The 24,243-nt window shown below is 43.0% G+C and carries 19 protein-coding genes; 1 reads left to right on the top strand and 18 read right to left on the bottom strand.

Annotated features, from left to right (window positions below; genetic code table 11):
* Positions 1-311: 311 nt before the first annotated feature.
* The 14 genes from dptH to BLS23_RS09140 form a co-directional block, all read right to left on the bottom strand.
* Positions 312-5,564, bottom strand: a complete 5,253-nt coding sequence (gene dptH / locus BLS23_RS22015; RefSeq protein ID WP_244157150.1) for a DNA phosphorothioation-dependent restriction protein DptH — start codon at positions 5,562-5,564, stop codon at positions 312-314.
* Positions 5,545-6,924, bottom strand: coding sequence for a DNA phosphorothioation-dependent restriction protein DptG (gene dptG, locus BLS23_RS09200; RefSeq protein ID WP_089652249.1), 1,380 nt, complete (start codon positions 6,922-6,924; stop codon positions 5,545-5,547). Before dptG ends, dptH begins: the two co-directional genes overlap by 20 nt.
* Before the next feature lie 5 nt (positions 6,925-6,929).
* Entirely contained in the window at positions 6,930-9,191 is a 2,262-nt protein-coding gene (dptF, locus tag BLS23_RS09195) for a DNA phosphorothioation-dependent restriction protein DptF (protein ID WP_089652248.1), read from the bottom strand.
* A 131-nt stretch (positions 9,192-9,322) separates the two neighbouring features.
* Positions 9,323-10,669 (bottom strand): Sau3AI family type II restriction endonuclease, encoded by a 1,347-nt coding sequence (locus BLS23_RS09190; protein ID WP_089652247.1) that lies wholly within the window; start codon positions 10,667-10,669, stop codon positions 9,323-9,325.
* A 292-nt stretch (positions 10,670-10,961) separates the two neighbouring features.
* Positions 10,962-11,699: an Rv1352/Rv1906c domain-containing protein gene (locus BLS23_RS09185; protein ID WP_089652246.1), complete on the bottom strand. Its 738-nt coding sequence runs from the start codon at positions 11,697-11,699 to the stop codon at positions 10,962-10,964.
* 81 nt (positions 11,700-11,780) lie between these two features.
* Positions 11,781-12,767, bottom strand: coding sequence for a helix-turn-helix transcriptional regulator (locus tag BLS23_RS09180; protein ID WP_089652245.1), 987 nt, complete (start codon positions 12,765-12,767; stop codon positions 11,781-11,783).
* A gap of 182 nt (positions 12,768-12,949) precedes the next feature.
* On the bottom strand, positions 12,950-14,188 hold the full coding sequence (gene dnaB, locus BLS23_RS09175) for a replicative DNA helicase (protein WP_089652244.1): 1,239 nt from the start codon (positions 14,186-14,188) through the stop codon (positions 12,950-12,952).
* Positions 14,178-14,510: a hypothetical protein gene (locus BLS23_RS09170; RefSeq protein WP_089652243.1), complete on the bottom strand. Its 333-nt coding sequence runs from the start codon at positions 14,508-14,510 to the stop codon at positions 14,178-14,180. Before BLS23_RS09170 ends, dnaB begins: the two co-directional genes overlap by 11 nt.
* A complete protein-coding gene (locus BLS23_RS09165) occupies positions 14,507-15,232 on the bottom strand; it encodes a DnaD domain protein (protein ID WP_089652242.1) in 726 nt (241 codons plus the stop codon). The genes BLS23_RS09170 and BLS23_RS09165 overlap by 4 nt, the downstream gene beginning before the upstream one ends.
* A 154-nt stretch (positions 15,233-15,386) precedes the next feature.
* The gene (locus tag BLS23_RS09160; RefSeq protein WP_089652241.1) at positions 15,387-16,259 is read right to left on the bottom strand and encodes a TIGR03943 family putative permease subunit; all 873 of its coding nucleotides are present in this window, start codon (positions 16,257-16,259) and stop codon (positions 15,387-15,389) included.
* A 7-nt stretch (positions 16,260-16,266) separates the two neighbouring features.
* Entirely contained in the window at positions 16,267-17,280 is a 1,014-nt protein-coding gene (locus BLS23_RS09155) for a permease (RefSeq protein ID WP_089652240.1), read from the bottom strand.
* Between the two features lie 84 nt (positions 17,281-17,364).
* On the bottom strand, positions 17,365-18,321 hold the full coding sequence (locus tag BLS23_RS09150; protein WP_167356052.1) for a CobW family GTP-binding protein: 957 nt from the start codon (positions 18,319-18,321) through the stop codon (positions 17,365-17,367).
* Positions 18,322-18,680: 359 nt separating this feature from the next.
* Positions 18,681-18,986, bottom strand: a complete 306-nt coding sequence (locus tag BLS23_RS09145; RefSeq protein WP_089652238.1) for an AbrB/MazE/SpoVT family DNA-binding domain-containing protein — start codon at positions 18,984-18,986, stop codon at positions 18,681-18,683.
* 174 nt (positions 18,987-19,160) lie between these two features.
* On the bottom strand, positions 19,161-20,813 hold the full coding sequence (locus BLS23_RS09140; protein WP_089652237.1) for a metal ABC transporter solute-binding protein, Zn/Mn family: 1,653 nt from the start codon (positions 20,811-20,813) through the stop codon (positions 19,161-19,163).
* A gap of 450 nt (positions 20,814-21,263) precedes the next feature.
* Between BLS23_RS09140 and BLS23_RS09135 the strand changes: the two genes are divergently transcribed.
* Complete coding sequence (locus BLS23_RS09135; RefSeq protein WP_089652236.1) at positions 21,264-21,449, top strand: hypothetical protein; 186 nt, start codon at positions 21,264-21,266, stop codon at positions 21,447-21,449.
* Between the two features lie 116 nt (positions 21,450-21,565).
* Here BLS23_RS09135 and BLS23_RS09130 read toward each other — a convergent pair whose 3' ends face one another.
* The 4 genes from BLS23_RS09130 to BLS23_RS09115 all read right to left on the bottom strand — a co-directional run bounded on the left by BLS23_RS09130 (position 21,566) and on the right by BLS23_RS09115 (position 24,242).
* Entirely contained in the window at positions 21,566-21,793 is a 228-nt protein-coding gene (locus BLS23_RS09130; RefSeq protein ID WP_089652235.1) for a WYL domain-containing protein, read from the bottom strand.
* Positions 21,794-22,128: 335 nt separating this feature from the next.
* Complete coding sequence (locus BLS23_RS09125; protein WP_089652234.1) at positions 22,129-22,425, bottom strand: hypothetical protein; 297 nt, start codon at positions 22,423-22,425, stop codon at positions 22,129-22,131.
* Between the two features lie 369 nt (positions 22,426-22,794).
* Entirely contained in the window at positions 22,795-23,691 is an 897-nt protein-coding gene (locus tag BLS23_RS09120; protein WP_089652233.1) for a DUF4097 family beta strand repeat-containing protein, read from the bottom strand.
* The gene (locus BLS23_RS09115) at positions 23,688-24,242 is read right to left on the bottom strand and encodes a DUF1700 domain-containing protein (RefSeq protein WP_089652232.1); all 555 of its coding nucleotides are present in this window, start codon (positions 24,240-24,242) and stop codon (positions 23,688-23,690) included. The genes BLS23_RS09120 and BLS23_RS09115 overlap by 4 nt, the downstream gene beginning before the upstream one ends.
* Between the last annotated feature and the right edge of the window lies 1 nt (position 24,243).

Raw genomic sequence — 24,243 nt, 5'->3', positions numbered from 1 at the left:
TAAAGATCAAATCTTGTCGTCCAGAAGAATATTTTATCATAAATGAGTTTGCTAGACCATCATCTGATTGGAGGGATAATCCTTGAATTGAATCAGATAATCCTCACCGCCCGAAAGTATCCCGCATAAGAATCGCATCAGCAAGATGTCCCTCCTCTTTTGAGTACTGGAATGGTAGCCTGTACCTGTGATATAAGTGCTTCTCCTGTTTCCTCAAATGTCAAGACAGTTGGGGCGGACAAACATCATCCTATGATTGGTATCACTATCACTGACATCAAGAAGACCGGAAGATAGACTTCCGGTCTTATTCATAGTCTTTCCTTCATTGACGAAATATTTACGACTACCGGCATGGAGCCCTTCAGTTCACCATCTTTCCCCAGTACAGGTCCATAAACCACGCATTGTCCCTTTTTAAGGTTTTTGAGTTTTTCCTCCCATTGTTTTCGTGAAGGTGTGTCCTGGGAGAATGTAGCCGCGATACTGCTTATTTCATTTTCAGTAGGGTTGAAATAGATTTTCTGTGCAGCATTCTGCAAACGGCTCAGGTGGTCACTAGCAAAACCTTTGGTGAACTGTGTAGCGAACCAACCAGACCAACCGAATTTCCTTCCTTCGGTCAATATTTTGGATGTCGGTGCATCTCCGCTCATATCCAAACGCTGCATTTCGTCCAATACTATCGGAAAAGGTTTGTTTTTATTTCCGTGTTGCAATTTGTAGTACCACAGATCCCATAGTATGAATTCGGTAATCATGTTCTGTACATCCGGCGAATACCCAGTCAATTGGACGATGAACACTTTCCCCTCATCCCGGCCGAGGAATGACCAATCGAACTTTTCATCATAATCGAAAGGGTTCTTATCGATGAGAAGATTCATCTGTGAAAGAGCTGTCTTCGCAGTGGCCGATCCATCTTCTTCGAGAATCTCTCCGAGCCTCGGCAGACTCATCTCTTCGTCATACTGCCTCATCCCTTTGATGACCGCTTGATAGATGGAATTGAGCTGTTGGATACCCAGGGATTCATAGATAGAGCCGATGACGTTCTTAATCCGTTCAGCGACGTCGGAATCATCCTCGGGAATATGGATATCTTCATCAAGCATTTTCATATTGCGTTTGAACGGGTTCACAGGGAATTTCTTTGCACGGACGATGAACTGCTCGAGATCATCACCCAATTCTTCCTTGAACTCTTCCTCCAGCTGTGACTTTTTGTACCCGTCCGTATAATCGATGATGATGCTGGAAATCCCTTGCTTGGCCAATTCCAGAAGCATACATTGGATGAAATAAGTTTTCCCTTGACCGGATCTACCTACAGTGAACATGTGTCTGTTCGCCAAGCCTGGATTACCGAATTCCCAATGGACTTCCGCTTCAGAACCTTCCACTTTACCTATCGGAATCCGAATGTCTTCCAATTCAACTGCAGACTTGGGAGCAGGTTCCACTAACTCCCCATCTCCTTGTTGAGTAACCTCATCGCTTGTGCCATTCGAATATTTTTGTACATCTTGCTCTGGCGGCGTTGTACCTTCAAGCGAACTTTTCTCTTGGTCATCATTTCCTTTAGTTTGTCCATCGGTGGTTCCAATAGATCCACTTTCAATCGGATCATGATCATCCGCTTCCTGGGTTTCCTCATATGACACCCCCGTTTGATGATTAGGATCCTCTGGACAACTTGTATAAAGGCTTGATAATAACTTGTCTGCCGGCAAATCGAAATATCCTTTTTCCATCTTATCTCTGATTTCTTCTATAGGAGTCACTATTCCTTTATATGCATCATCCTCGAGAAGAGTCAGCATCAGGATATCTTCCTCTTTGACTGCGGAACGATAATGATGGTCTTTTCTGAAAGTCAGGACGGCGCCTTTGCCGATTGAATCTTCCAGATGTTCAGCGATGATGAAATCATCATTCAATAACATGGGTTTTAGGTCTTCGACAGAGTGGAACCGGGCATCATCCCATAAACCATTCGAATGCAGCTTTTTAGCATTAGCCAGCAGGATATGAGCAAAAAAGTTCCTATAGAATTTGTTGATGAAAGAATCATCCTCATCCTGCCTGAGGTGCTTATGAAACAGTTTCGCCGTCTGATCGATCTGCAATCGGGCTTTACTATTCTGGATTCCTCCTATTTTGACTTCGATAGGATAAAAGTGCACGTATAGATTTCCATCCCGTTTTTCTAAACCTATCAACAAGACGTCATCACTATGTTTCCCTCTGGATTGCAGGTTCGACGTCGAAAACAACCCGTCTCCTTTAGTCAAGTTGACTGCCCCGGCGACCCTCAGGATTTCTTCGAGAGAAACCGGAATCCATTGGATGTTTTCATGATGGAAGAAGCTTTCAGCATATTTCATAGCGGAAATTATACTCACTTTTTCTCTGGCGAATTGCCCTTTGCTACCTATTATCCTCAATAGCCATTCACCGTTTATCGCATTGAATGTCTGGATGGCTGAATCGATTCTTTCAGCGTTCACAGGTACTTTATGCTCTTTCAGGTACTCTTCGATGACCATTTTGTATTGGTCCGACTTATCCGTCACTGTTATAGCATCGTAACGATCCGATGAGGAGTACTGATCACTGTAATGGATGACCAACAAGTTGCTGGCAGGTTTCTGGAAAAACTCCAAATCCACTCCAGGGTCGATGAAAGTCACCCACGCTGAAGACTTGTATATCTCATCGAGCATCGCATAACCCTGGGTAGACGTCCTGATTACAATGGATTCATTTTTACTATAGGAATTGCTCGCTTCGTTTTTCATATTCGCTGCAAGCTCATTCACATAAGTCGCCGTCTCAATCAGAATGTTCGACCCAGCAGGACTATTCTTCAAACCGAAACCGGAACGGTAATCTGCTTCACTGGCGATCGAATTCACGGATGATAATAGACCGTCCAAGGACATCCCGCTCTCTATCTGGTCCACCCTGTGCAAGGCATCACTGTCTTGAGTAGGCATTTTGAAGAACGAAATATGGGCATAATCGAACTTGGTCTTCTCTTCCAATTCAAGTTTATAATAGGAGATGTTCTCTCTTATATGGCGTAAGACGTCGGATTTATCATAGTCCTTCGACTTCAGGGATAACCCGAATTCCTCTTCCACTTGTTCAGGATTCTCAAGGATGGAAAAGGACTCGAAAGCGCTCATGGAGTGTGTGTTCCTATATAAAGCCAATTTGACAGGGAAAAGGGAATGTGGTCCATCCTTTTCCAGTTTTCCTTTCAAATAATTGAATACCCCCTTCACTATTTCCGTATCATTATGGATTTGTATAATATTCAACAATAAAGGCGATTTTGAAGCATCCAGGAAAAGGTAATCGAAATGCTGGACGAATTGATTCATTTTTTCACGGACCACCTTGGCCATGAATTCATTCGCATTACCTACCGTCACTTGGTTCTCAGGCTTATAATCGATCCATTCTGGAGTATCCGATTCCATTGTAGGGCGATACAAGGAATCGCCTTGTCCATAAATGAAAGGTAAAAGGTTCTGAGGGTGCAATCTGTCCAAGATATGCGCATCCACTTCTTCAGCACCCAGAATTTCATTCAGATACAATTGGTATGAAAGGTTCAGAGGATGGAAAGGAGTCATCCAAATGTCTTCCTTATTCCTTATGAAGCCCAGATTCATAAGACCCTTTTGCGAATCGTCCAACAAGACATGTTCTTGGATTTCCGAGATTTCTTTCTGGTAACTGAAGACGAACTTCTCAGCCGCTTCTTTGATATCGCCATCCAAATACCCCAAACTAGGTAGGAATTCTTTTTCATCCATGATATCCAATAGGTTATCATATGCTTCCTTTACATCATGGGGCAAATTCAGTCTTATCGCCTGTAATTCTCCGAACTCCATCGTTCCTGATGCCATACCTTCTTGGATCCACTTCTGTTCTAATTCGACTTTCCCCTTGAAATCATTATGCATATACGCTTCGAAAGTACCTTGTTTGAGACGGTTTTCCACTAGATGGAAGGATTGCTCTCTCTCCCTCTTCAACTTCCATACATTCTTCGCTAGAATCGGCCTTGCGCGGGTCTCCTTATCATTGATTTGCATAGGTATCTGTATTCCATCAACGATGATATTCACAGGAAGTGGTCCTTCACCCCAAGCAGCAGTATCCACTTCCAGCTTCGTAACCGTATCCTCTGCCAATGCGATGCTTTCACCGGACTCAGTGATATTTCTCTCTACGACGTCAACACCCTCACCCAGCTTCATAAGTTGACCTTCATAGTTGATTGAGATATGTGACTTGCTTTGTGTGACCTTGACTTCATAGGAGGTTTCTATCCCTATCAACGTCTTTTCAGAGATAGGCAATACACAGAACATGAATTCATAAGTGGACTTGTTTTCCTCTTTGTGTTTATATCTCATTTTGAAGAAACCTGCGTGATCAGGATACACAGGTAATTTGACATTGAATTTCTTTCCGCTGGCATCCGCTTGAGCTTCTTTGTCTTTATTCTTGTTATCTACATAATTTTTGGACAGATAATCGTCGAATTCGAATGACATTTCCACTTTGGATTCCTCAGGTGAAGCGAAAATGATGATATGCCTCTTCCTGTTGCCCGCTTTCGTTTCTGACAAAGGTTTTTCCCAATAAGAAACATCTTTGTTCAATTTCTTAGTTTCAGTGTCCTTATAATTGAGGGTTTTGGACTTCCGTTGAGAATAAGAATCAATGATCGGCTTGAATTCTGTATTCTGCCAACTCTCTTTTTTCAAACTCGCTGCAATCTTATCATCAAAGACTTTTTCCAGTTCTGTTTCTTCATTTCCGTATTCATGTATTCTTTGTACGCGCTCGAACAGGCTCGAGTTGTCATCCAAACGCTTTCTGACTTCGTTCCGTTTCATGTTAGGTTCTTGGTGTATGAGATTATCAGGGAAAAGGGAAAGACTGTTGAAATCCTCCCTGTCGATACGACCTTTATGGAGTAGGCTCAGAACTTCTTCATAATCCCAGATTGACGGCTGGAGGAGAGAATCTTTGAGTTTCCTGTCCAAATGGAAATGAAGGACCTCTTTTTCTTGAACCGATAAGGTAGTATCCTTTTCCAAGTCACTTTTCAATTTATTGGCTATCGACTTCACATGGAAAGGCATGCCTTCTCTTTGTAAGTCGCTGCTCCCGCCTCGGATACTGTCAAGCGTTTCATGACAGATACTGAGCAAAGCTGTACGTTCCCATTCCCCTTTTTGTTCACTTACATTATTCCTCAAAGTGACGAGGAAATCGGGTTTCACTTCATCGATCGTAGCCGCTACCACAATCCTGACACCATCTATGTGGAGAGCTATCGTACGGTACAATTCGCCATGCTCATGTTGGTACTTGAATTCATGACTGAACTCTGACTGGGAAAGGCTATTGAAAAAATCAGCAACCTCAGGTTCTTCTTCGAGTTGCAGATAAAACCTTTCGCCACCTTCTAGATTCTGCCTTTTGAAGAAGTCCTTCAAGTTACCTGTAAGATAATCATAAAATCGGTTTGACATATTGAGCATCACCACTATCACTCTTCTTCTCTATTAGATTAAGTTTGTCGAACATCTCCTGTATCTCTTCTTGAGATTGTCTATCAAAGAACAGACCTCTTTTCTCCAGTTCTTTGAACATTTTTTTCAAGGAGATTTTCTCATCTTTCACTACCAATGCTGCCATCAGCAATAAAAAGTCCTGGGTCACATTCAAAGTATGTCCAAGGGCTCCCCTAGTTTTGAGGAAGTATCTTTTTCCGATTTCCTCGATACCCAATGCGTACCTCGACTCTGTACCGGCACGAGTGGATTGTCCATAAACTTTTTTGATGGTTTTGAACAATTCCCTCATCAAGTCATTGACTGTCATATCATCCTGGACACTTACCTCTTCTTTCATAGCGATAGAAGAATATTCCTTGATCCAATGGCGCAAAGCGCTTATGACCTCTTTCCGCTCATTTTCGTCCTTGTTTTCGAAAGTGGTCAACAACCTCAAGTAATCCTGGTTTTTCACATCGAAAATGAAATTCAGATGTTCAAGAGTGTTGATATGGACCAGGAGATTCCTCGCTGATTCCTTCACTTGGGAATACCCTCTCTTATATGCAGCTCTGTTCCTGCTGGAAGCTTCCCAATCGAGGTTATAGTATAAATCAGTAGGTCGATCATCTTCAGCCTTGTCAAATTGGTTCAATTTCAATGTCAGTTGCGAGATTGAAAAGAAATAATAATAGGCAAGGAAAAGCTCGATGTGTTGCAGGAAATACTCTTCATGTCTTGCCAAGAACAGCAAGTCTTCCTTGAAGTATCCACTGATGAAATCCAGTGGCTGAGGATAATTGTTCTGAGCTGCTTCCTTTTCCAATTCAGGCATATGATCCCGGACCAGTTTCGTAAGCACATGCCCTTTCTCTGAGCCATGCAGAATATCATGGAAGACCGATTCATCTCCCTTCAAAAGAGCATTATGCATATATAAAGCGATATTCTTTTCTCCGGTAGCTTCTTGCGAATCGGATAGAGGAACATAGGATAACATGAAAGGATGCAATATCCTGAAATTCTCTGATTGCAACAAGAATTTCTCCAGCACTTTTTCGAAGTGTGGAGCATCGGACTCATCCATACGGACTTTGTCTTTTATATTCTGTATGACTTCCCTATTGTCGATATCGGCTCCCAGCTTCTTTGAATCCGCGTATCTTACGAATTGGCCGATGACCGGAAGGAATCCGTTCTTGAATTTGGCACGTTCGGGGTTACGTGTTTGGAACGGTAGCATGTGGGCCCTTTTATTTATGATGTGTGATAATTCTTTCTTTTCGCCTTCGCCTTTTACTCTCAGCGATTTTCTCAACTCTTCCAATCTTTCCAAATGAATCACGACTCCCTGCTGAATGAATACTCACCGTAGCCTTCGTATTCCAATAAGAATTTCAGGCCTTCTTCATGATCCTGGATGAGGATTTCTTCTTTCTGGTTGCCAAGCGGCAGTAATTTGTCGATGAACTCCTCGAACTTGATAGAGTCCTCTTTGTCTTTTTTGCTCAATCTATATCCTTCACGAACCTTGCTCAATGTCTTGAACAATGGATAATCGATGTCTACTGGAATCGTCTCAGACCCGACTCTGTACCCGAGGACTACATACATGAGGAATCGCTTCAACGTCCCTTCCCTTTTTTCAATAGTGAAGACGTCGCTTTTCCTCGGTTTCAATTCTTCAGCAATCCTCATATTCTCCATCTCATCGTCAAGATAAATGTAATTCTTCTGAGGTGAACCTTTCCATAGGAAAATGGAATTCTGGACTTCGTAATACATGTCACTGAGTTTTTGCATATCTCCGCTATTGAAAGCATAGAGGTAACTCGTATATTTATCGTAGACGACGTCTTTGAATGATGAATTCAAAGTGGATCGGAATAAGAACGAGCATCTGATGAACATCTCCCCTATGCTCTTTTTGGATGATTTACTGTCAATGAAGTGCATAGGTTCGTAAGAAATCATATCGATCCATTCTTCTGCAAAGGGATCCGTTATAGTGCTCCTCATGAAGGCTCCCAAGTTGTTCGTGTTGTGAAGCCCTATTATCTTCTCATCCACTTCTTGACTGCGATAGTGAATCGGGTCCTGGTTTGATACGGCCTTCAACAACGTAGACCTTTGTTCCCCTTCGAACAGCAAAGCAGGAAGGAGATAAGGAATCATATCGAACATGTCCGAAGAATCTATGTCCTCGACGAATGTAGGTACCAGAATGTCGTATATGAAGTTCAATAAAGTACGGGTAGAGATGATGACTTTATCTTTCATGATGGTTTCTATAAGGATTCTGGTGATAGATGTACGGACACTTTCCGCTTTCAGGAACTTATAGTTCATGAGTATCGGATGATTCCAATCATTTTTCAGGTCCTTCAAGTATGCCTTATGGAAAGGGTTATCCTCTGTTTCTGCCACGATTTTCTCGAGCATTGTTTCTATATATGGAGATACAGGCCCATTTTCGGTCAACTCGAATTCATGATAATCTCCGAAGCTCACGAGACTGAAATTCTCATGTTCCACCTCACGGTTGATGGAAGTCTCATCAAAGACTTTCGCTTCTCCGATGAATGTCTTGAGGATTTTGTACCTGTCCTTTGCGTAATCGGTTTCCAAAAAGTTGTGCAACACGCCGAGATTTATAGCCAAAACCATTTTCTTCGAACTCGTATGGATATGTTCATCATCAAAGGGGGTCAGGGAGTCCGCTAGAGTATCGAGTGAATCTTTTTTCGGATCGAAACTCTCTGTAGCATCGTTATAAATCTCGAAATTGTCCATCAAGTCCGGATATGTCGACTGCAAGTATGCAAGCAGGTGCGATTTCCCATCTCCTACACTACCGCATAGAAAGACTAACTGTGATTGATCTGTAGACGAGGCATTTTCGAGCTTCTCTTCCAACTCTTCCTGGATAGGACGTTTTATATGGAGATACTTTTTAAAAGAACTCAAAGATTGATACCCTTCAATCGCTTCTTGGGATGATTCGCGTAATTTATTCAACTGATATAGAAGATGGCTACCATAATACTTTTTGTATGGACCTTCTGATGAAACGGAGTCTTCCTCAACTCCACTTTCCGTTTCTTCTTTGGTGGATCCTTTACTGAGGAAATCATTGAAATGCTTTTTCATCATTTCATACATCCTCTGTTCATCATCTTCCGGTTCAGGATCTTGGTAACCAGGTATATCTGCATCCAACGGTCCATATGTTTCCACATACCAGGCACAGATTTCATAAAGGCTCTTATGGACCTTCAACGCATCCATCATCGGGAGCTCCCTCAATTCATGGACCGCCTGATTTCCTCTTCTTCTCACTCTATGGAAAGATTTATTGACATCATCTGTGATGATACCCATATGATACAGCCTGCTCATTTTTTCGGCTGCAGTTGTCCGATCAGGCACATCTATTTCTTCATTTATCAGGATTTCTTCCAGCACTAGTTCAGCAAGCTTCCTGGACTTGAATATCGCCGTTTCTTTATCTTTATAAATCGATCTTTCAATACTTTCACCCATTCGTGCCCATGAATCTGAAACATGAGTCAAGAACTGGAAAGCATGATTCTGCTTTATCATATATGCCTACACCTCATTCTGTTGTCCTGAAGAACTTCCATTTCAATATATTTATTAACATTCTTAAGAATCATTGTAACAAAAATTCGACATCAAGATGAAAAACGGGAGGCCCTACTCAATAGGACTTATCATTCCCTAGTTGCGTCTTCCAATTTTCTCTTTATGAAATCTTTATTCAACATGAAACAATTTTCCTTTTTATCTTCAAAGAACCTTTCATATACCCCACCTTTATTGCTTTTGGTGGATATCACAAGGTCCAGACCATTCGAGATTTCAGAGGATGACTTCGGTAAGAAACTGATATCCCTTTGTTCTATCGCCTTCTTTATCAAGTCGTACGTTTTTCTGAAACTTTCTACTTCATCCTCTGTGAATGTAATTTTATATACTCGATCCAACAGCCTTTCTCCATTTTTCAACTTCACTCCGTCTTTTTGACCTACCCAAGTTATATATAGGAAAGTCACCTCTTCGAAGAACGTCTTCCATTCGGATTCTTCCCAGTCGGTCGAGAAATCCTCGAATTTCAATGTGCTGAAGGTTGCCTTTTCCATAGGAATCGTCCCATTTTTCACTGGAATGTTCTTGATCATATACGTGGATTTGCTGAAGACTTCATGTCTGTCAGCCAAATCTTTATCTTTACCTATCAAAGCGTCAGAGACCATTTTCCCGATTTGCTTCGGTACTTTTTCACTGACATCCCGACCGGTCAGCGATTCTAGGATTTCTAATTGGCTCATCCCTCTGAATCGGGTGATTCTGTTCCATACGTAACTTTCAGGGGTGACAAACTCAAGGTTCCTATGGTGATATGTAACACCCTTCAGATGATCCCTGAGTATTCCCCTGAAGAATGAATTTTTCAATGAAAATGCTCTCGTAGGGGCCAGGACATGGGAATTGGGCTGACCAGCCTTCTGACCTTTCTGGCCTTTTGTTGCTGCGCCGAGGATTACCGAATCACCTTCTGACAATTTATGGGCCTCGCCTTCAATGACTTTTTGTTTGATAGTATTGAAGTCATTCTCTATGATTTTTTCATCTTTCGTCATATCGTATATCTGGTAGTCTCTGATAACGAAATCAGCATATTCTACTCCCTTGACGTATTCATACCAAATGATCAATATCTTCTTATTTTTCGCAATCAGTTTACTGAACTCGAATTCCTCATGGATGATTTCATTGTAATTGATCATGCTCAAAGATAAGCGTTCTTTCGCTGACCATGAACCGTCTTTCAACCTATTGAAACCCGAAACCTTCAGCTCTATCCCCAGGTTATCGAAATCAGCTTCTGGATTACTGTTCAATTCATATCCATAAAAGCCCTCTTCGACCGCCTTACCCAACCTTCCTTTATCACTGTTCTTACCTTCCAAAATACCTGTTTTATCTATTTCGCGGAAAGTTCTACCTACAATGCCTTCAGTGTACTCAAGCAACATTCCTTCAGTTTCAAAAATCATTACATGACCCCCATTTATATAAATGAAAAGTGCCCACAATATCGCTCAGTGTTTCTGGCGACATTACAGGCACTTCGATTTCAAACTAATGAACGAAAGACTGAACAGCAACTCCGAGATATTCCCTGATGATCATCCATGAACAACTGATAAATCACAACTATTCTTTTTTATTGAATGATTAGTAAATTAACATTTATGTAACCTATGTCATTCAATTGTAATATGCTTATTTACATTCTATCATCTATCAATTAATGGAAAAAGGAGGCTCAGATGGCCTCCTTTAACTTCACTCTACCTTCGTCCATTCACCATTCCCCCACGTTTGGAAACCACGGTCAGATTCTTGAATCTCTACAATCGAAGAACCACCAGGATTATCATTCGCGATGATGGTATCAAGCTCTCCACTGAACCCGCTCAAACGAGCCCAGTAGCCTCCACCACTCTCACTCTTGTACGTGCCGGGTTCGATGTCTTTTCCAACCAGGTACGTGCCATCACCGAAACTCGTTTGTGTTTCCGGAGCATAGGTGTCATCAATCAACGTCCAGCTGCCTGTACCCTGAGTGCTGAAGGCGGTGTCGGATTCTTTCACTTCAACGTATTCTTGGCCTTGTGGGTTGCCGTTTGCGATGATGTCGTCGAATTCACCGCTGAATCCGGCGAGGCGTTCCCAGTAGTAGACGGATCCTTCTGATTTATAGAGGCCTGGTTCGATATCCGTTCCGACTTCGTGCATGCCTGTAGAGACTTTTACGGTGTCATTTTCTGCCGGTACTTCTTCTTCCGTCTCTTCCACTATAGGTTCTTCGGTTTCCTCTTCAGCTGATGCTTCGTTTTCTTCCGTTGAGGTCTCTTCGGCTTCTGTGCTGGCCGCTTCCACTTCCTCGACTGGAGTTCCTTCCGGTTCTGCTTCTGCCTGGTCCTGTTCTTCTCCTCCGCCTTGTGCTGCTGCGAAGACTACGAGGATTACGACTCCCCAGAACCACCATTTTTTGATGAAGCTTTTCTTTTGTTTTGCCATGTGTTTGTTCCTCCTTGATTTGTGTTAACTCAAGGATAACGGATGGGGTGATCAAAAATTTGCACTCCCAACACACGTTCTCTATTCATACTGCTTGGACATCTTTTGCACTTCTTCTTTCACTTGAGCGACGAGGGATTCTGGTGAGACGACTTTCGCTTTGTGTCCCCAGGTGAGGATCCAGCCAATGAGTCCGATGCTCATTTTCGCCTTCGTCGAAAGGATGAACCGGTCGTCACTGATTGCCTTTATTGAGGCGTCTTTTCCGAAACGGTCGAGGACTACGTTCAGTAGGCTTGCATCGAATTCGATTTTGATCCATGCCTCTTCCCCAGCGAACATGTGGAAGCTTTGGTCGACGTATTCTTTAACTAAGAAATCCTGCTTCCGTTTGAAACGTTCTTCCGATATTTCGATGTTCCGCATCCGATCCAAACGGTAGTGGCGCATTTCCCCGTTTCCGCGGAACCTTCCGATCAGATAATAGAAATCGTTCTGCCAGATGAGGGCATAGGGCTCGACATGATATGTATCGCCGTTCCGGTGGTATTCGAATTCCTTGTCCATGTTGTATTTCCCGTACTGGTAATGCAATACCTTCTGTTCTGAGATCGCCCTGTGCACATTATCGATGCTCAATTTGACGAGTTCATAATCGTCATTCGCAGACTGGGAGTACAGGAGCGGATCCGGGAGGGTCTTTGCGATATGTCTACTTGTGAGCTGTTTGTTCCGCTCGATCAGATCCTTCTTCTCTTTTTCTGTGATGAACTTCGCGGATAGGATGGCGTCATTGATGAGCCGCAGCTGATAGGTCTCGAAGACGCGGTCCTGATAGCTGTAATACACCTTACCGAAACGTCCGGTATTGCGGATAATTTCTATTCCCGCATCTTCGAGCACGTCCATATCACGCTTGAGTGTACGAGCATCGAACTTCGCTTCGGGTCCGAAGTAGAGCTTCAGTTTTTCACAGATTTCCTGGATGCTGAGTTCATGATGCTCATCCGTCTCTTCGAAAAGGATATCCCTCAGTTTGAGTAGTCGTGTGTTGTTGTTCAATTCCATGATACGGCCTCCCCTATTTCGAATCTCCTTCCAGTATAATACAGGAAGCAGCCGGAATAAATGGAGTTTTCTTGATATGTATAGAACCGTGAAGGATTGAACGGAGGATGTATTCTTCTCGAAGTACAACCGGTCATCTGAACATTACTAGACGTTTCATTTTATGACTCATCGAATCCAAATCACGCAAACCGCCCGAACTCTTTTTCAAACCCCAACATCACCGTCCCCACCGGACCATTCCTCTGCTTCCTCAAAATCACCTCCACCACATCACTTCCTTCCTGCGAATAATAGTCATCTCGGTACAAAAAGCTGATGACGTCAGCGTCCTGTTCGATATTACCTGATTCCCTCAAATCCGACATCATCGGCCGTTTGTCTTGACGCTGTTCGACACTTCGGGAGAGTTGGGAGAGAAGGATGATGGGGATGTCGAGTTCACGGGCGAGGAGTTTCAGTTCGCGGGTGATGGCGCCGACTTCGAGGTCCCGGCGTTCATAACGTCCTTTGACATTCATCAGCTGCAAGTAATCGATGATGATGAGGTGATTTTGATCGGGGTCGGAAGCTACGGAGGCTCTGATTTTTGCCGTGATGTCTTGGACGGTTTGTTGGCGCTCGTGGATGGAGAGGTGCCACTCGGCGATTTCCCCTATGGCGTGGAAGGAACGTTTGTAGTCTTCGGCGGAGAAACACATCGAGCGCCACTTCTGCCCGTCGATGCGTGCTTCTGAAGAAATCATCCGCTGCAGGAGCTGTTTAGATCCCATTTCCAGACTGAACAGGTCGACTGCTCCTCCGTTCTTGCAATGGTTCATGGCGATATTTAAGGCAAAAGCTGTCTTACCCATCGAAGGCCGGGCAGCGACGATGATCAAATCGCCACGCTGCGCGCCTCCGGTCATTTTGTCATAGTCTTCGAACCCTGTGGCTAACCCTGTCTGGACAGGTGAGGAAATCATCTCCATGGCGATGTCACTGAGCTGATCTTTCACCGTCTGCTCATCCGCTTCCGGGTCCTGATCCATCAGATGGAGCTGCTGCTTCAAGCCAAGCAGCGCATCAGCACTCGGATTCTCGATGTACTCCATCGCCGACTGTCTCATTTGCTGGTTCGTGTACGATTCGATGAGGAGTTTTTCATAGAAGTGGAAGTTCTCGGTCGTCGGGACGGATTCAGCCAGCCCGAGCAAGTAGCTTACTCCTCCCACCTGGGCGACCTCTTCCCCGAGACTTGTGGTTACCGTCACCATATCCACCGGTGTCCCAGCGTCGTCCACCTGCTGCATCGCTAAGAATATGCGTCGATGATCGTGTCGGGAGAAATGCTCAGGGGCGAGAGTCGTCTGCTTGATTTTCTCCCCGTCTACTAGAAAAATACCTAATACTGCCTGTTCTGTCTGTAGATTATGACTCATGGGACTTCTCCTCTGCCAGCGAACGGAGCTTGTCCATAAACCGCTGGCGGATCTCATCAGATACTTCCGCGGCTTCCGCCTCCCACACTTTCATCTGCTCCAAGTGATGGTTTTCCTCAGGTTCATAGACAGCGATTTCTCCGATGGTCGGCGGGAACGGACTGCGGACGGCGAAATCGGAAAGCTTGGCCAGCACTCCTCTATAATCCATTTCCAAAAGCTTCGGTATCAGCATATTCGCGACACGCTCGGTGATATCGAACTTCTGCGGATACAATTCACTGATCGTCTCGAGCACCTCTATGGCTTCTTCTCTCTTCATGCCTGTACCTCCTCTCTCAACTTTTCGAACACCGATTTGTTTTTCTCCTGCTTCGAATTGGCCCTCTTCTTCTTGTGATCCTGCTGTGCTCGTTCCGCTCCTCTCAGGGTGCGGACACCACCTTGCTGCCACTGTTTCAGAATGCCTTCACAATAGCTGAAGAAACGCTTGTTGCTCTCCACCGCAAGCTCCATCGATTGGATGACGAGTTCATCAGACATTTCCTCACACCACACGGAAATTTTTTCTGCGATGAACGGCGATAACGTTCCGATGTTGTTTTCGTAAAAATGGTGGGGATTGTCGTCTGGCTTTTCTACTACTACTTCTTTTTCTTTCGTTTCGTTTTGTTTAATTAATGTGTTCGTGTTGCCGGTATCACTGCCGTTCGACTTGCCGCCACTGTTCTCCTCCACACTGTCGTTCTCATTGTCCATTTCTTCATATAAAGGGAGGATCCGATAGATGGGAGCCTGGTTGCCTTGCCTCGAAGTGAACGTCACATATCCTTTCTCCACAAGTTCCTTGCGTGCTTTCCGAATGCTGCTCTCGCTCAAATTGGATTTCAGACAAAGGACGGTCATCGAAGCCGTAAATTCTTTTTTCCAACGGGATTTGTTGTTCACATGCATGAGGCTGTGCCAAAGGTTGATGGCGGCAGAAGTTAGAGGGTTGAATTCCTGGTGATCGTAGAAGGCGTTGATCGCTTTGATATAGTTCATTTGGATGCTCCTATTCTTATGGAAAGATGGAGGATTTGTGCATAAAAAAACACTTCCTCAATTCTATAATCGAAGGAAGTGTGTGTTTGGTGTCTATGAAATGGAAAGTTTTTTTATTTTTTTTGAAAAGGTTTGTCACTTATTAAAGCTGACTTTAAAGAACTTTCGTCAAAATAGGGAAAATGTATGGATTGGCCGGCTCAGGGATAGGATTGATTTCTTTTATCTCGATGATTGGAAGTTCGACACCATTATACTTTCCTACATCAATCACACCACGTACTTCCACCCACGTATTCTCACTAAATTGGGCTGCTTGGTCAGATTCGCTCAACCACCCAATGACCCTGGCATCGGCGACACAGTGGGTGATCAGAAACCTTGCCACAACGAGCTGATTGGAATCTAATCCTTCTTCTTTATACACAAAACCTTTCATTTGTATCGTTTTCCCTTTATATTTATGGGGATTTGCTTCTATTTCATGATAATACGAAGCGAAGATATCTTCGTTCATCTCTACCACATCATCGTTTAGACGACCCATTTTTTGTTCATATTCTTCATCCGTCAAATAATTATTGTTGGGGATCGGCTTGTTCTCATCGAGAGTCGGTGGTTTCGATGATGGTTCCTCTTGATAAGCATTTTCTCCTTGCGGGAGAAGGGATCCTTTATTTTTGGCAATCGTTGCATCCAGGGAGGTTAGGTCCAGTCCAAACCCTGTACATAAAGGAAAAAGGAGAACCAGGTAACTCACACACCTCTTTACATACGACTGCTTGTGATCGTGGTCCTCGGTGCACCCGGGAGCGCAGGAGGCATGTTCGTCGGCATTTCCCTGCCATACTCTTCCCAACTGGACGAAAAACAGGAGAACGATCACTCCTGCGGCCACCTGACTCATCAGGACATATTTGGGGTTGATCAATTTCACGATTTCCCCGGTATGGTGCAATTGGATAAGAAAAAATGCAAAGGCGGCTAATAGGAGTAGTTTCAGGAATTGATAAAAGTGAAAGCGCAACGCCTACTCACCTGCCCACCATAGATATAGTGATCGTACATACGAAAACAATGACCGTGATGGAAAGGAATAATGTAAACACGAACCTGGATTTAAACACACTCAACAGCATGATGGTATTTTTCAAATCAATCATAGGTCCGTAGATTAAAAAGGCTAAAACTGCGCCGGATGGAAACAGACTACTAAAGGAAGCTCCGATAAAAGCGTCTGCCTCTGAACATAAGGATAAAAAGAAAGCCAGCCCCATCATGACAACCGTCGCCCCCATCAATCCTTCCCCGAACAAAAAGAGGGACTGGGCTTGTACATAGGTTTGCACAAAGGCAGCAACGAAAGCACCAATGATCAAATACTTTCCCATATCAAAGAATTCGTCAATCGAATGGACACACATACCCTTAAGCTTTTTCATGAACGATACCTCTGATTGCGGGAGCGTTTCAGAGCCATACAAACCTGAAACCGAATGTTTGAGCTGGTTCGACTTGAATAAAGTGCTGATCAAGAGGGCGATCAGAAGCGCCGCAACAAAACCCACTCCCATCCGTAAACCTGCCATTTTCATATCATTCCCAAAGGCCATATACGTCGATAAAATGACAATCGGGTTGATCAATGGTCCAGTCAGAAGAAATCCTATACTTGCGTGCAAGGGCACTCCTTTTGCTACTAGCCGCCTGACAATGGGGACGATTCCGCATTCACAGGCAGGAAAAACAGATCCTACCAGGCAGCCCATCAGGATGGCCCGGTATTTATTTTGCGGGATCCACCGCTTCACATGTTCTTCTGTAATAAACATTTGAATGCACCCGGCAATGAGAACACCAATAAGTACAAAAGGAATCGCTTCAATGATGAGACTGAGAAAGATCGTGTTCAGCTGGTTGAAAGAACCGGGTAGAATGATTGAAGCACTCTTTCCAAGCCATTGACTATACGTAACAAAGTAAGCAACAATCACAAAAGCTAAAACGGCTGTTACATCCAATACTGTGTTGTAAAGCCTGAAAGTCATAGCTTCCTCCTATCCCATACTTTTTCTCGTTTTCCCTTTACCTTCGAGCATCCATTCTGCATCGTCTTAGCTGCTTCACCAATCTCAGACCTTTCCGAACCGGCTGAAGCTGTGCATGAGTTCTTTTCGTTGAAGCTGATTACCAATCAAAATGATAGCCGGGTGTATGCCTGCTGGATGTTGAATCTTCTCAAACTCGAGCATGTTTGAGGAAAATTGAAAGGAATAAAAGCCTTCATGACCTTCAAGGTTCACGACTCCTTTCCCTCTTAAAATGGTTTTAGGTAAGTCGCTCAACCAACTCTCCAAATCTCGTTTCTTCATCTTTGGTACGGGCTCGATTTTCACGGCACGCAACCCGGAGTAGTGATGGGAATGGGCTTCCTCTTCTCTCCTTTCCGCTGAAGAATGGATCGAAGGTTGTATTCGGCTCTTCCATAACTCCAGAGATGGGATACGCCCATAGGATGTTTGAAAGATCGGGACGGACTCCCCTGCAAGCCCCTTGATTTTTCTGATGGTTTTGTTTAAGGTCTTCCCTTTGGTCAGGTCCTGTTTATTTAATAGAATGAGATCGGCGCTGGTGATCTGTTCTTCCAGCAGTTTCCGTATGTCCGCCGTGCTTGAAAACACACTCTGATACTCTAAAAAGGTACTCGAATCTATCAAACTAATCATCGAATACAAACGGAAATGAGACAAATACATAGGATTATCTAATACTTTCTTTACTTCGAGAGGGTTGGAAACGCCTGTTCCTTCTATGATTAAAAGATCCAGTTCATTCTTTTGCGCCTCTAGTATAAATTCATCCAACGTCGTCTCTAAATCCTTTTTGATAGTACAGCATATGCAGCCGTTTAATAGTTCTTTCACGTTTTGTTTCTGAAAGAGAGGTTTTTCTATATTCACTTCTCCCAGTTCATTTAAAATCACGCCTACCCGTCGGTTCTTCCTCTCGCATTCTTCTATCATTTTTAATAAAACGGTGGTTTTTCCACTGCCTAAGAAGCCACTAATCATATAAGTCGGTATGGGCATGAACAACATCCTCCTCCATTCAATAAATCGTAACAGTTACTATTTAACCCAATATACTATTTGAAAATGAAAAATATACTCCTGAAAATTAACTCAAAGGCCTCATTCGATTGGAGAACTTCAAATTTAAGGGTGTAGGTGGGGGTTCAGTCAGAACGATAATCATAGGCCTCTTGGACATTGATGGAAACGATGAAAAACAATACATGAGCCTCATCAAGCTGGAGAATTTTTTTATCATCCCTTCGACCATTCTTTCCGGAGAGGATGGAACCACTACATAACAAAAAGAGCGACCCACAGCAGCATGGTTCGCTCTTTTCGTTATTACAATGTATGAAAAAGGCATGAGCCCTGCCCTATTCTTTCAGAGGTGTCAGGATCATCGCCTTCTCTACTTCTTCTATGTCAATATGGAAGCTTTTCAATCCTTTCTGTTCAAAGTAGGTACGGATTTCTTTCGGAAGGTAGATCAGCCCTTTTCTACCCACCGTGCTCATCACATCAAGGGTTTTATTGGAAGCGGGCTTTATAACGATATCATTATTCTCGACCTTAAACACGACTCTCATTCCGTCTTCTATTTGTAATTTCCTTCTCCATTTAACAGGCATGTTGAAATCACTTTTACGTGTAATATCAATCGTTTTTTGAGTTTGTTTCATGCTTATCTTTCTCCATCCTCCAGATTGGTGTGTTATTTAAAAATCAATCCCTGATCACCCTTATGGATTAATTTCTATGTCCAAAGGTAAAGGAAAGCTTAAGACCGTGATAAGCCCTCAGCTTTCACCTTTTCTATATAGAACAGCCAGCATTTTCTTAACGAGTATAGAAAGTTAATGGGCCATCATTTCATGGGCAATCTCCTGTCCATCCATATCTAATGGATAGTAGGTCGGCCAGTGCGTCACTTCCTCAAGCAAAGCCTCACGGTCATCGCCCCAGTATAGGTGATAGTGATCCGCTTTTGTTGGGTAGATACTGTGGTCACTAAACTGAATGTACTTCGGAAGACCTTCCGCTTCTTCCTCCAGTTTGAAGATATATCTTACCCCTCTATTACCTGCTTCGTAAGTTAAGATTTCATAACCATCCGAGACATAGTCCCCGGATCGTTCTTCTCCATCTTCATAAAAAGTGACAGTCTTTCCGTGGATATCAATGCGATTCACATCTGTCTTATACCCCTGCTCATAATATTCCTTGTATTCTTCCGCTGTCTTGTCCCCGTCTTCTGCTTTATGAGCATAGACTTCATCAAGCGTTCCGTCTTTATGGTAAGGGTACACCGACTGCCAGTCCCCTTCCCAATCGGAAAGTTTCCGGTTCTCCACCTGGCTGTCTTCAAAGTAGCCTTCATAAATTTTCTCCGCTTCTTCGTCATGCCCATGTTCATGGCTGTGGTCATGATCGTGCTCCTCCGATTCGTCCGCGTTGTCTGAAGCGGCTGAAGGATTCGCTAAAGCGGTTGAAAGGACTTCTAAGTTACGCTTCATAAGGCTGAAGTAATCCTCATCATTTTCGATATCTTCTTCTGTTAAGACAGATAAGTTGTGGATGCGTAACGTCTCGGCATTGATTTCCTGGCGTACAACTTCCGCTACTTTAGGGGTTACATTCTGTTCGAAAAGCACATGGTCCAAGCCATTTTCTTCAGCCGTTTTCACGATATTTCCCAAGTCCTTCTGTGAAGGTTCATTCGCAGGGCTTAGTCCAGACACCGCCACCTGTTCTATTCCGTAATTTTCTTCCCAATATCCATAGGCGGCATGGGATACGATAATCTTATTTCCAGGCAAGCTTTCCATCTTCGTATGGAACTGTTCGTCTAAACGTTCAAGATTCTCTTTCAGCTTCTCAAAGTTTTCATTAAGTACTTCTTCCTGCTCTGGGTTTATTTCAACCAGTGTCTCTTTAATATGTTCGGCCATTTCAATAGATCGAATCGGATCCAGCCACACGTGCGGGTCTTGGTCGCCATGATTGTGCCCCTCATGTTCCCCTTCGTGACTACCTTCACCATCTGCATGTTCGTCATGACTACCTTCTTCGTCAGCATGGTCGTCATGGCTATCTTCCTCGTCGTGGTTATGGCTATGATCTTTTAAATCAATTCCTTTGGATGCTTCAAGAATTTGAACATCTTCCGACTCGATAGATTCAGAGATTTTCTTCGCATAAGGCTCTAATCCTGCATCGTTATATATGAAAGCATCTGATTCAGCGATTTCTATCATTTCTTTCGTCGTTGGTTCATAAGTATGTGGATCGGTTCCAGGTGGCAGAATAGATTTTACTGAAGCTAGATCTCCAGCGATCTGTTCTGTGAAAAACTGAAGGGGATAAACCGTAGTAAACACCTTCATCTTTTCCGTTGTATCCTGAGATTCTTCTTCACTTTCATCACTGCTTGCCTCTTCTCCATTACATGCAGCCATGGTAAAGATCATGAAACATAAAGTAAATAATCCTAAAAATTTCTTAAACATCTGCTCTCCTCCTTTAATTCCAGACTTGATTTTATCGTAATGATTACGATTTGTAAATAGTAATAATTACTTTTTAGTTATTGTCTTTCCCTCTTCAAGAATGGTGATTGCAGAATTGTTGATTAAAAAAAGTGCCTGCCCCTGCTGGTTAACACTTTAACGCAGCGGGTGCAGGCACTATCCCTAAAACAGCATATTTTTTTATTTAAAAGGCATTCAATATCTCACCATTGTTATGATTGATGGATATTGAAGGTCATTTTTTTCAGGAAATGATCTCGAAACTGATTAATCCCTAGACATTGGAAAAGTGACCGCCCTTGCCTCGTTAATACTTTAACGACGTAAGGGTTAATCACTTTTCCGGGGTTACGCCCTGAAGCCAGGAACTTTTAAATCCGATTAATATTTGAGTTATGGCTAAACCTACGGGTATGGAGGTGATGGATAGTGGCAAAGAACCAGACAAAGGCAGGCACTGAAGTTGGACAAGGAAGAATAGAGAATCCGAAATCAGCGATGAACCCGGGTCATTCCGGAACAGACCCACAAAAAGTAAAGCAGGAAATTCAAAAGGATGTAAACGCAGGGATAGGCGCCATGACATCGCGTGAGGCAGGATCCATAAAAGACTAAAGAACCACTATTTTGTGGTTCTTTTTCTATACACATTCAAATATCTTCACTACATCGCAGCTCCAATAGTTCCTGCTAGAACAACCGAATATTTACTATAATTTTATAACTTGATTTCAAGGTGTTTTTTTATACTTCGCCCACTTTTTATAAGGGGTTACCGACAAAATATTGGCAAGCTTAAATGACCGGACAGTCTTACGTGTATAACAATAAGCCAGGACTGTTTCCTTTTTGATGGATACAACGCGGATGACCCTCTGTGAGATCTTCCCTTTGTCAGCCATGTAGATGAGTTCCAGTTGTTGCTTCTCCTCTAGAGCCCTTCTCAATACTCCATTCATTGATCATCACTTCCTTAACATAAATACGAACGTTTGTTCTATTTATGTATATGTTACCACACGCGCATTAGAAGTAAACTGGTAAATGAAGGTCTTTAATCATGCGTGAATAAGGATAAAATCCTGGGGAAAACAGCGCGGAAAGGTATGGATGCTCAAGCAGACCCTCTCCTGAAGCAGATAAATTTCAGTGGATGACCTGATAAATTCAATGAAAATTTAGAGTTTTCCGGTCTCATAATGACAACGAATATTACTCCTAAAAAGTCGACAGGACAAGATCGTCCCTGGCAGAGGCCAGGGCTTTTCAGATGTTTACCGATGCTTTGTATCAGTTATTCATCCATTTCCCGGTTATCGTCTTTATTGTTATTTTCTTCAAAAGGTTCCTCAAGATCAATTTCCCTGTCACCAAATTCGATCTCCTGATCCTCTCTATCGATGATCGGATAATCAACATCAGGCCTTGTATCCTCGCCGTTATCCCTGTCCAAACGGTTTCCTTGATCGTCCTGGTCATAGCGTGTCGGTTGGTAATTCACATCTTCCGGTTCATTTGGTTCGTTGCCTGCGCAACCGTTCAATACAGCTGCAATTAATATGCCTAATAAAATCGGTCCTTTTATTTTCATTCCTTCACCTCCTGTGTCCACCTCTAATATTTACTAAAAGCCACTATATAATGCTCCTCTAACGGAAAAAACAGTTGTGTACTCTCTTTAAAGTGAGAGGAGGTGGACATTCACAAAAAAAGCTTAAGGCTCTAATAGCCATAAGCTTCTCCTTTTTATTAGATATACACTTTTTCTTTCAGCTCTCTTCTCCAATTATGCAGAATCGATGCTGTATGTTTAAAAGTAAAGCCCACGATAGCTGAAGACTTGAATTCAGTACAGTTGAATTTATGCTGTGAACTTCAGCTATTTTCATTACAAGGACTATGCTGGATTCTATATCTAAAGTATATATAGTGGGAGGGTTTATTTTAATGACAATTCCCTTTATTCCTTTTTCAAATTAAAATCTCCCGATTGGGTACGGACTTTTAATTGGTTAGCAGCATTCCCTGAACCGGTCATTCCAATAACTTTGTGATCTGATTTATCCTTATAAACCATACTATCCCACTCTATAACCGGTTCACCCGAATTACTCCCAAAGTCTACGGCTAATGACCCAGCAGGTGATTGATAAAGAAAAGTCACATCCCCGCTGTTTGTCTGGACTTTTGTCCATTGGATAGGATGGCGGCGCTCCACTTCCAAATCTCCAGATGTCGTTTGATAATTTATTCTTTCCCCTTGTGTCCGTTCATCCGAAATTGAACCACTTGTTGTATGATAACTTCCATTAGGAATGGTATTCGAATTTACTTTCACATCCCCGCTGGTTGTTTTCAAAGCGAAGTCTTTCCCGAACACGCTCTCCTTTATATCGATCGATCCCGATGTAGAAGTTAGATTGGCTTCTTGCACTTGCACGTTCGAGATCATCATATCACCTGAAGTCGTCTCCATAGTGAGGCGATTGAACATTTTCTCAGGAACTTCCATTTTAAGCGTTGCATCCTTCGATCTAAAAAAAGAAAATAAATGGAACCCTTTTTGTTCGGTCTGCTGAATTTCCAGTCCACCATTTTCTAATTTCACTTGGTAAAAAGGCTCCTCTTCCTTCCTTGTTTCTCCTTTGGCAAAGACATTAATTTCATCTTCTTTACTAGGATACAATTCAACATCCATCGAGGACAATTGGATATCTATGTGCTGAACATTTTTTACAGGGTATGCTTCCATGGCACGTACCTCCTCTTTGAAACGATCCATTGTCAAAAGGGAAGCACCCAGACCAACGAGACCTACAATAAACACACTAACTACGCCAATTAAAAATTTCTTCAATGTGATTCCCCCATCATCATTTTTTTATTAAACCTTAAGTAAATGAGGCTAAGCAGATATAATTTTTTCCCGGCAAACCATAATCCCATCGTCAACATCACTCCGAGACTTCCTAAGACGATAGAGAGAAAAAATTCAGCAGGTATGAAAACTGCATTTTCCATAAGAAGCGAGAAACCAAACACAAATGGAGATAAGGAAAGGACAATGGAGCCCATAAGAAATCCTACATATAGAGTAAATACCCCGACCGCCGGGCCTAACACTAAAATAATGTTGAAAAAGCTTATACTTAATGATGCTGCCAAGGCTCGTAGAAATTGTGTAACCGAACGATCTTTCTCGGCGCTGTCCCAAATCGTTTCTGCTTTAATCTCCTGGGCGATTTTTTCAGGTTTTCCAAGATGTGAGATCACTTCTTCTTCGCCTCTTCCTTCCCCAACGGCCGAATCAATATACTCTTTATAGTCGAGGATGATCTCCTCCCTTTCCTCTTCTGGCAAATTTGATAATGCGTGCTTGAGTCTTTGTAAAAACAGTTCCTGTCTCATA

It is taken from the genome of Halobacillus aidingensis (assembly GCF_900104185.1).
Classification (GTDB): domain Bacteria; phylum Bacillota; class Bacilli; order Bacillales; family Halobacillaceae; genus Halobacillus; species Halobacillus aidingensis.
The sequence above is the reverse complement of the archived record's forward strand: the minus strand, read 5'-3'. Positions and strand labels throughout refer to the sequence as shown.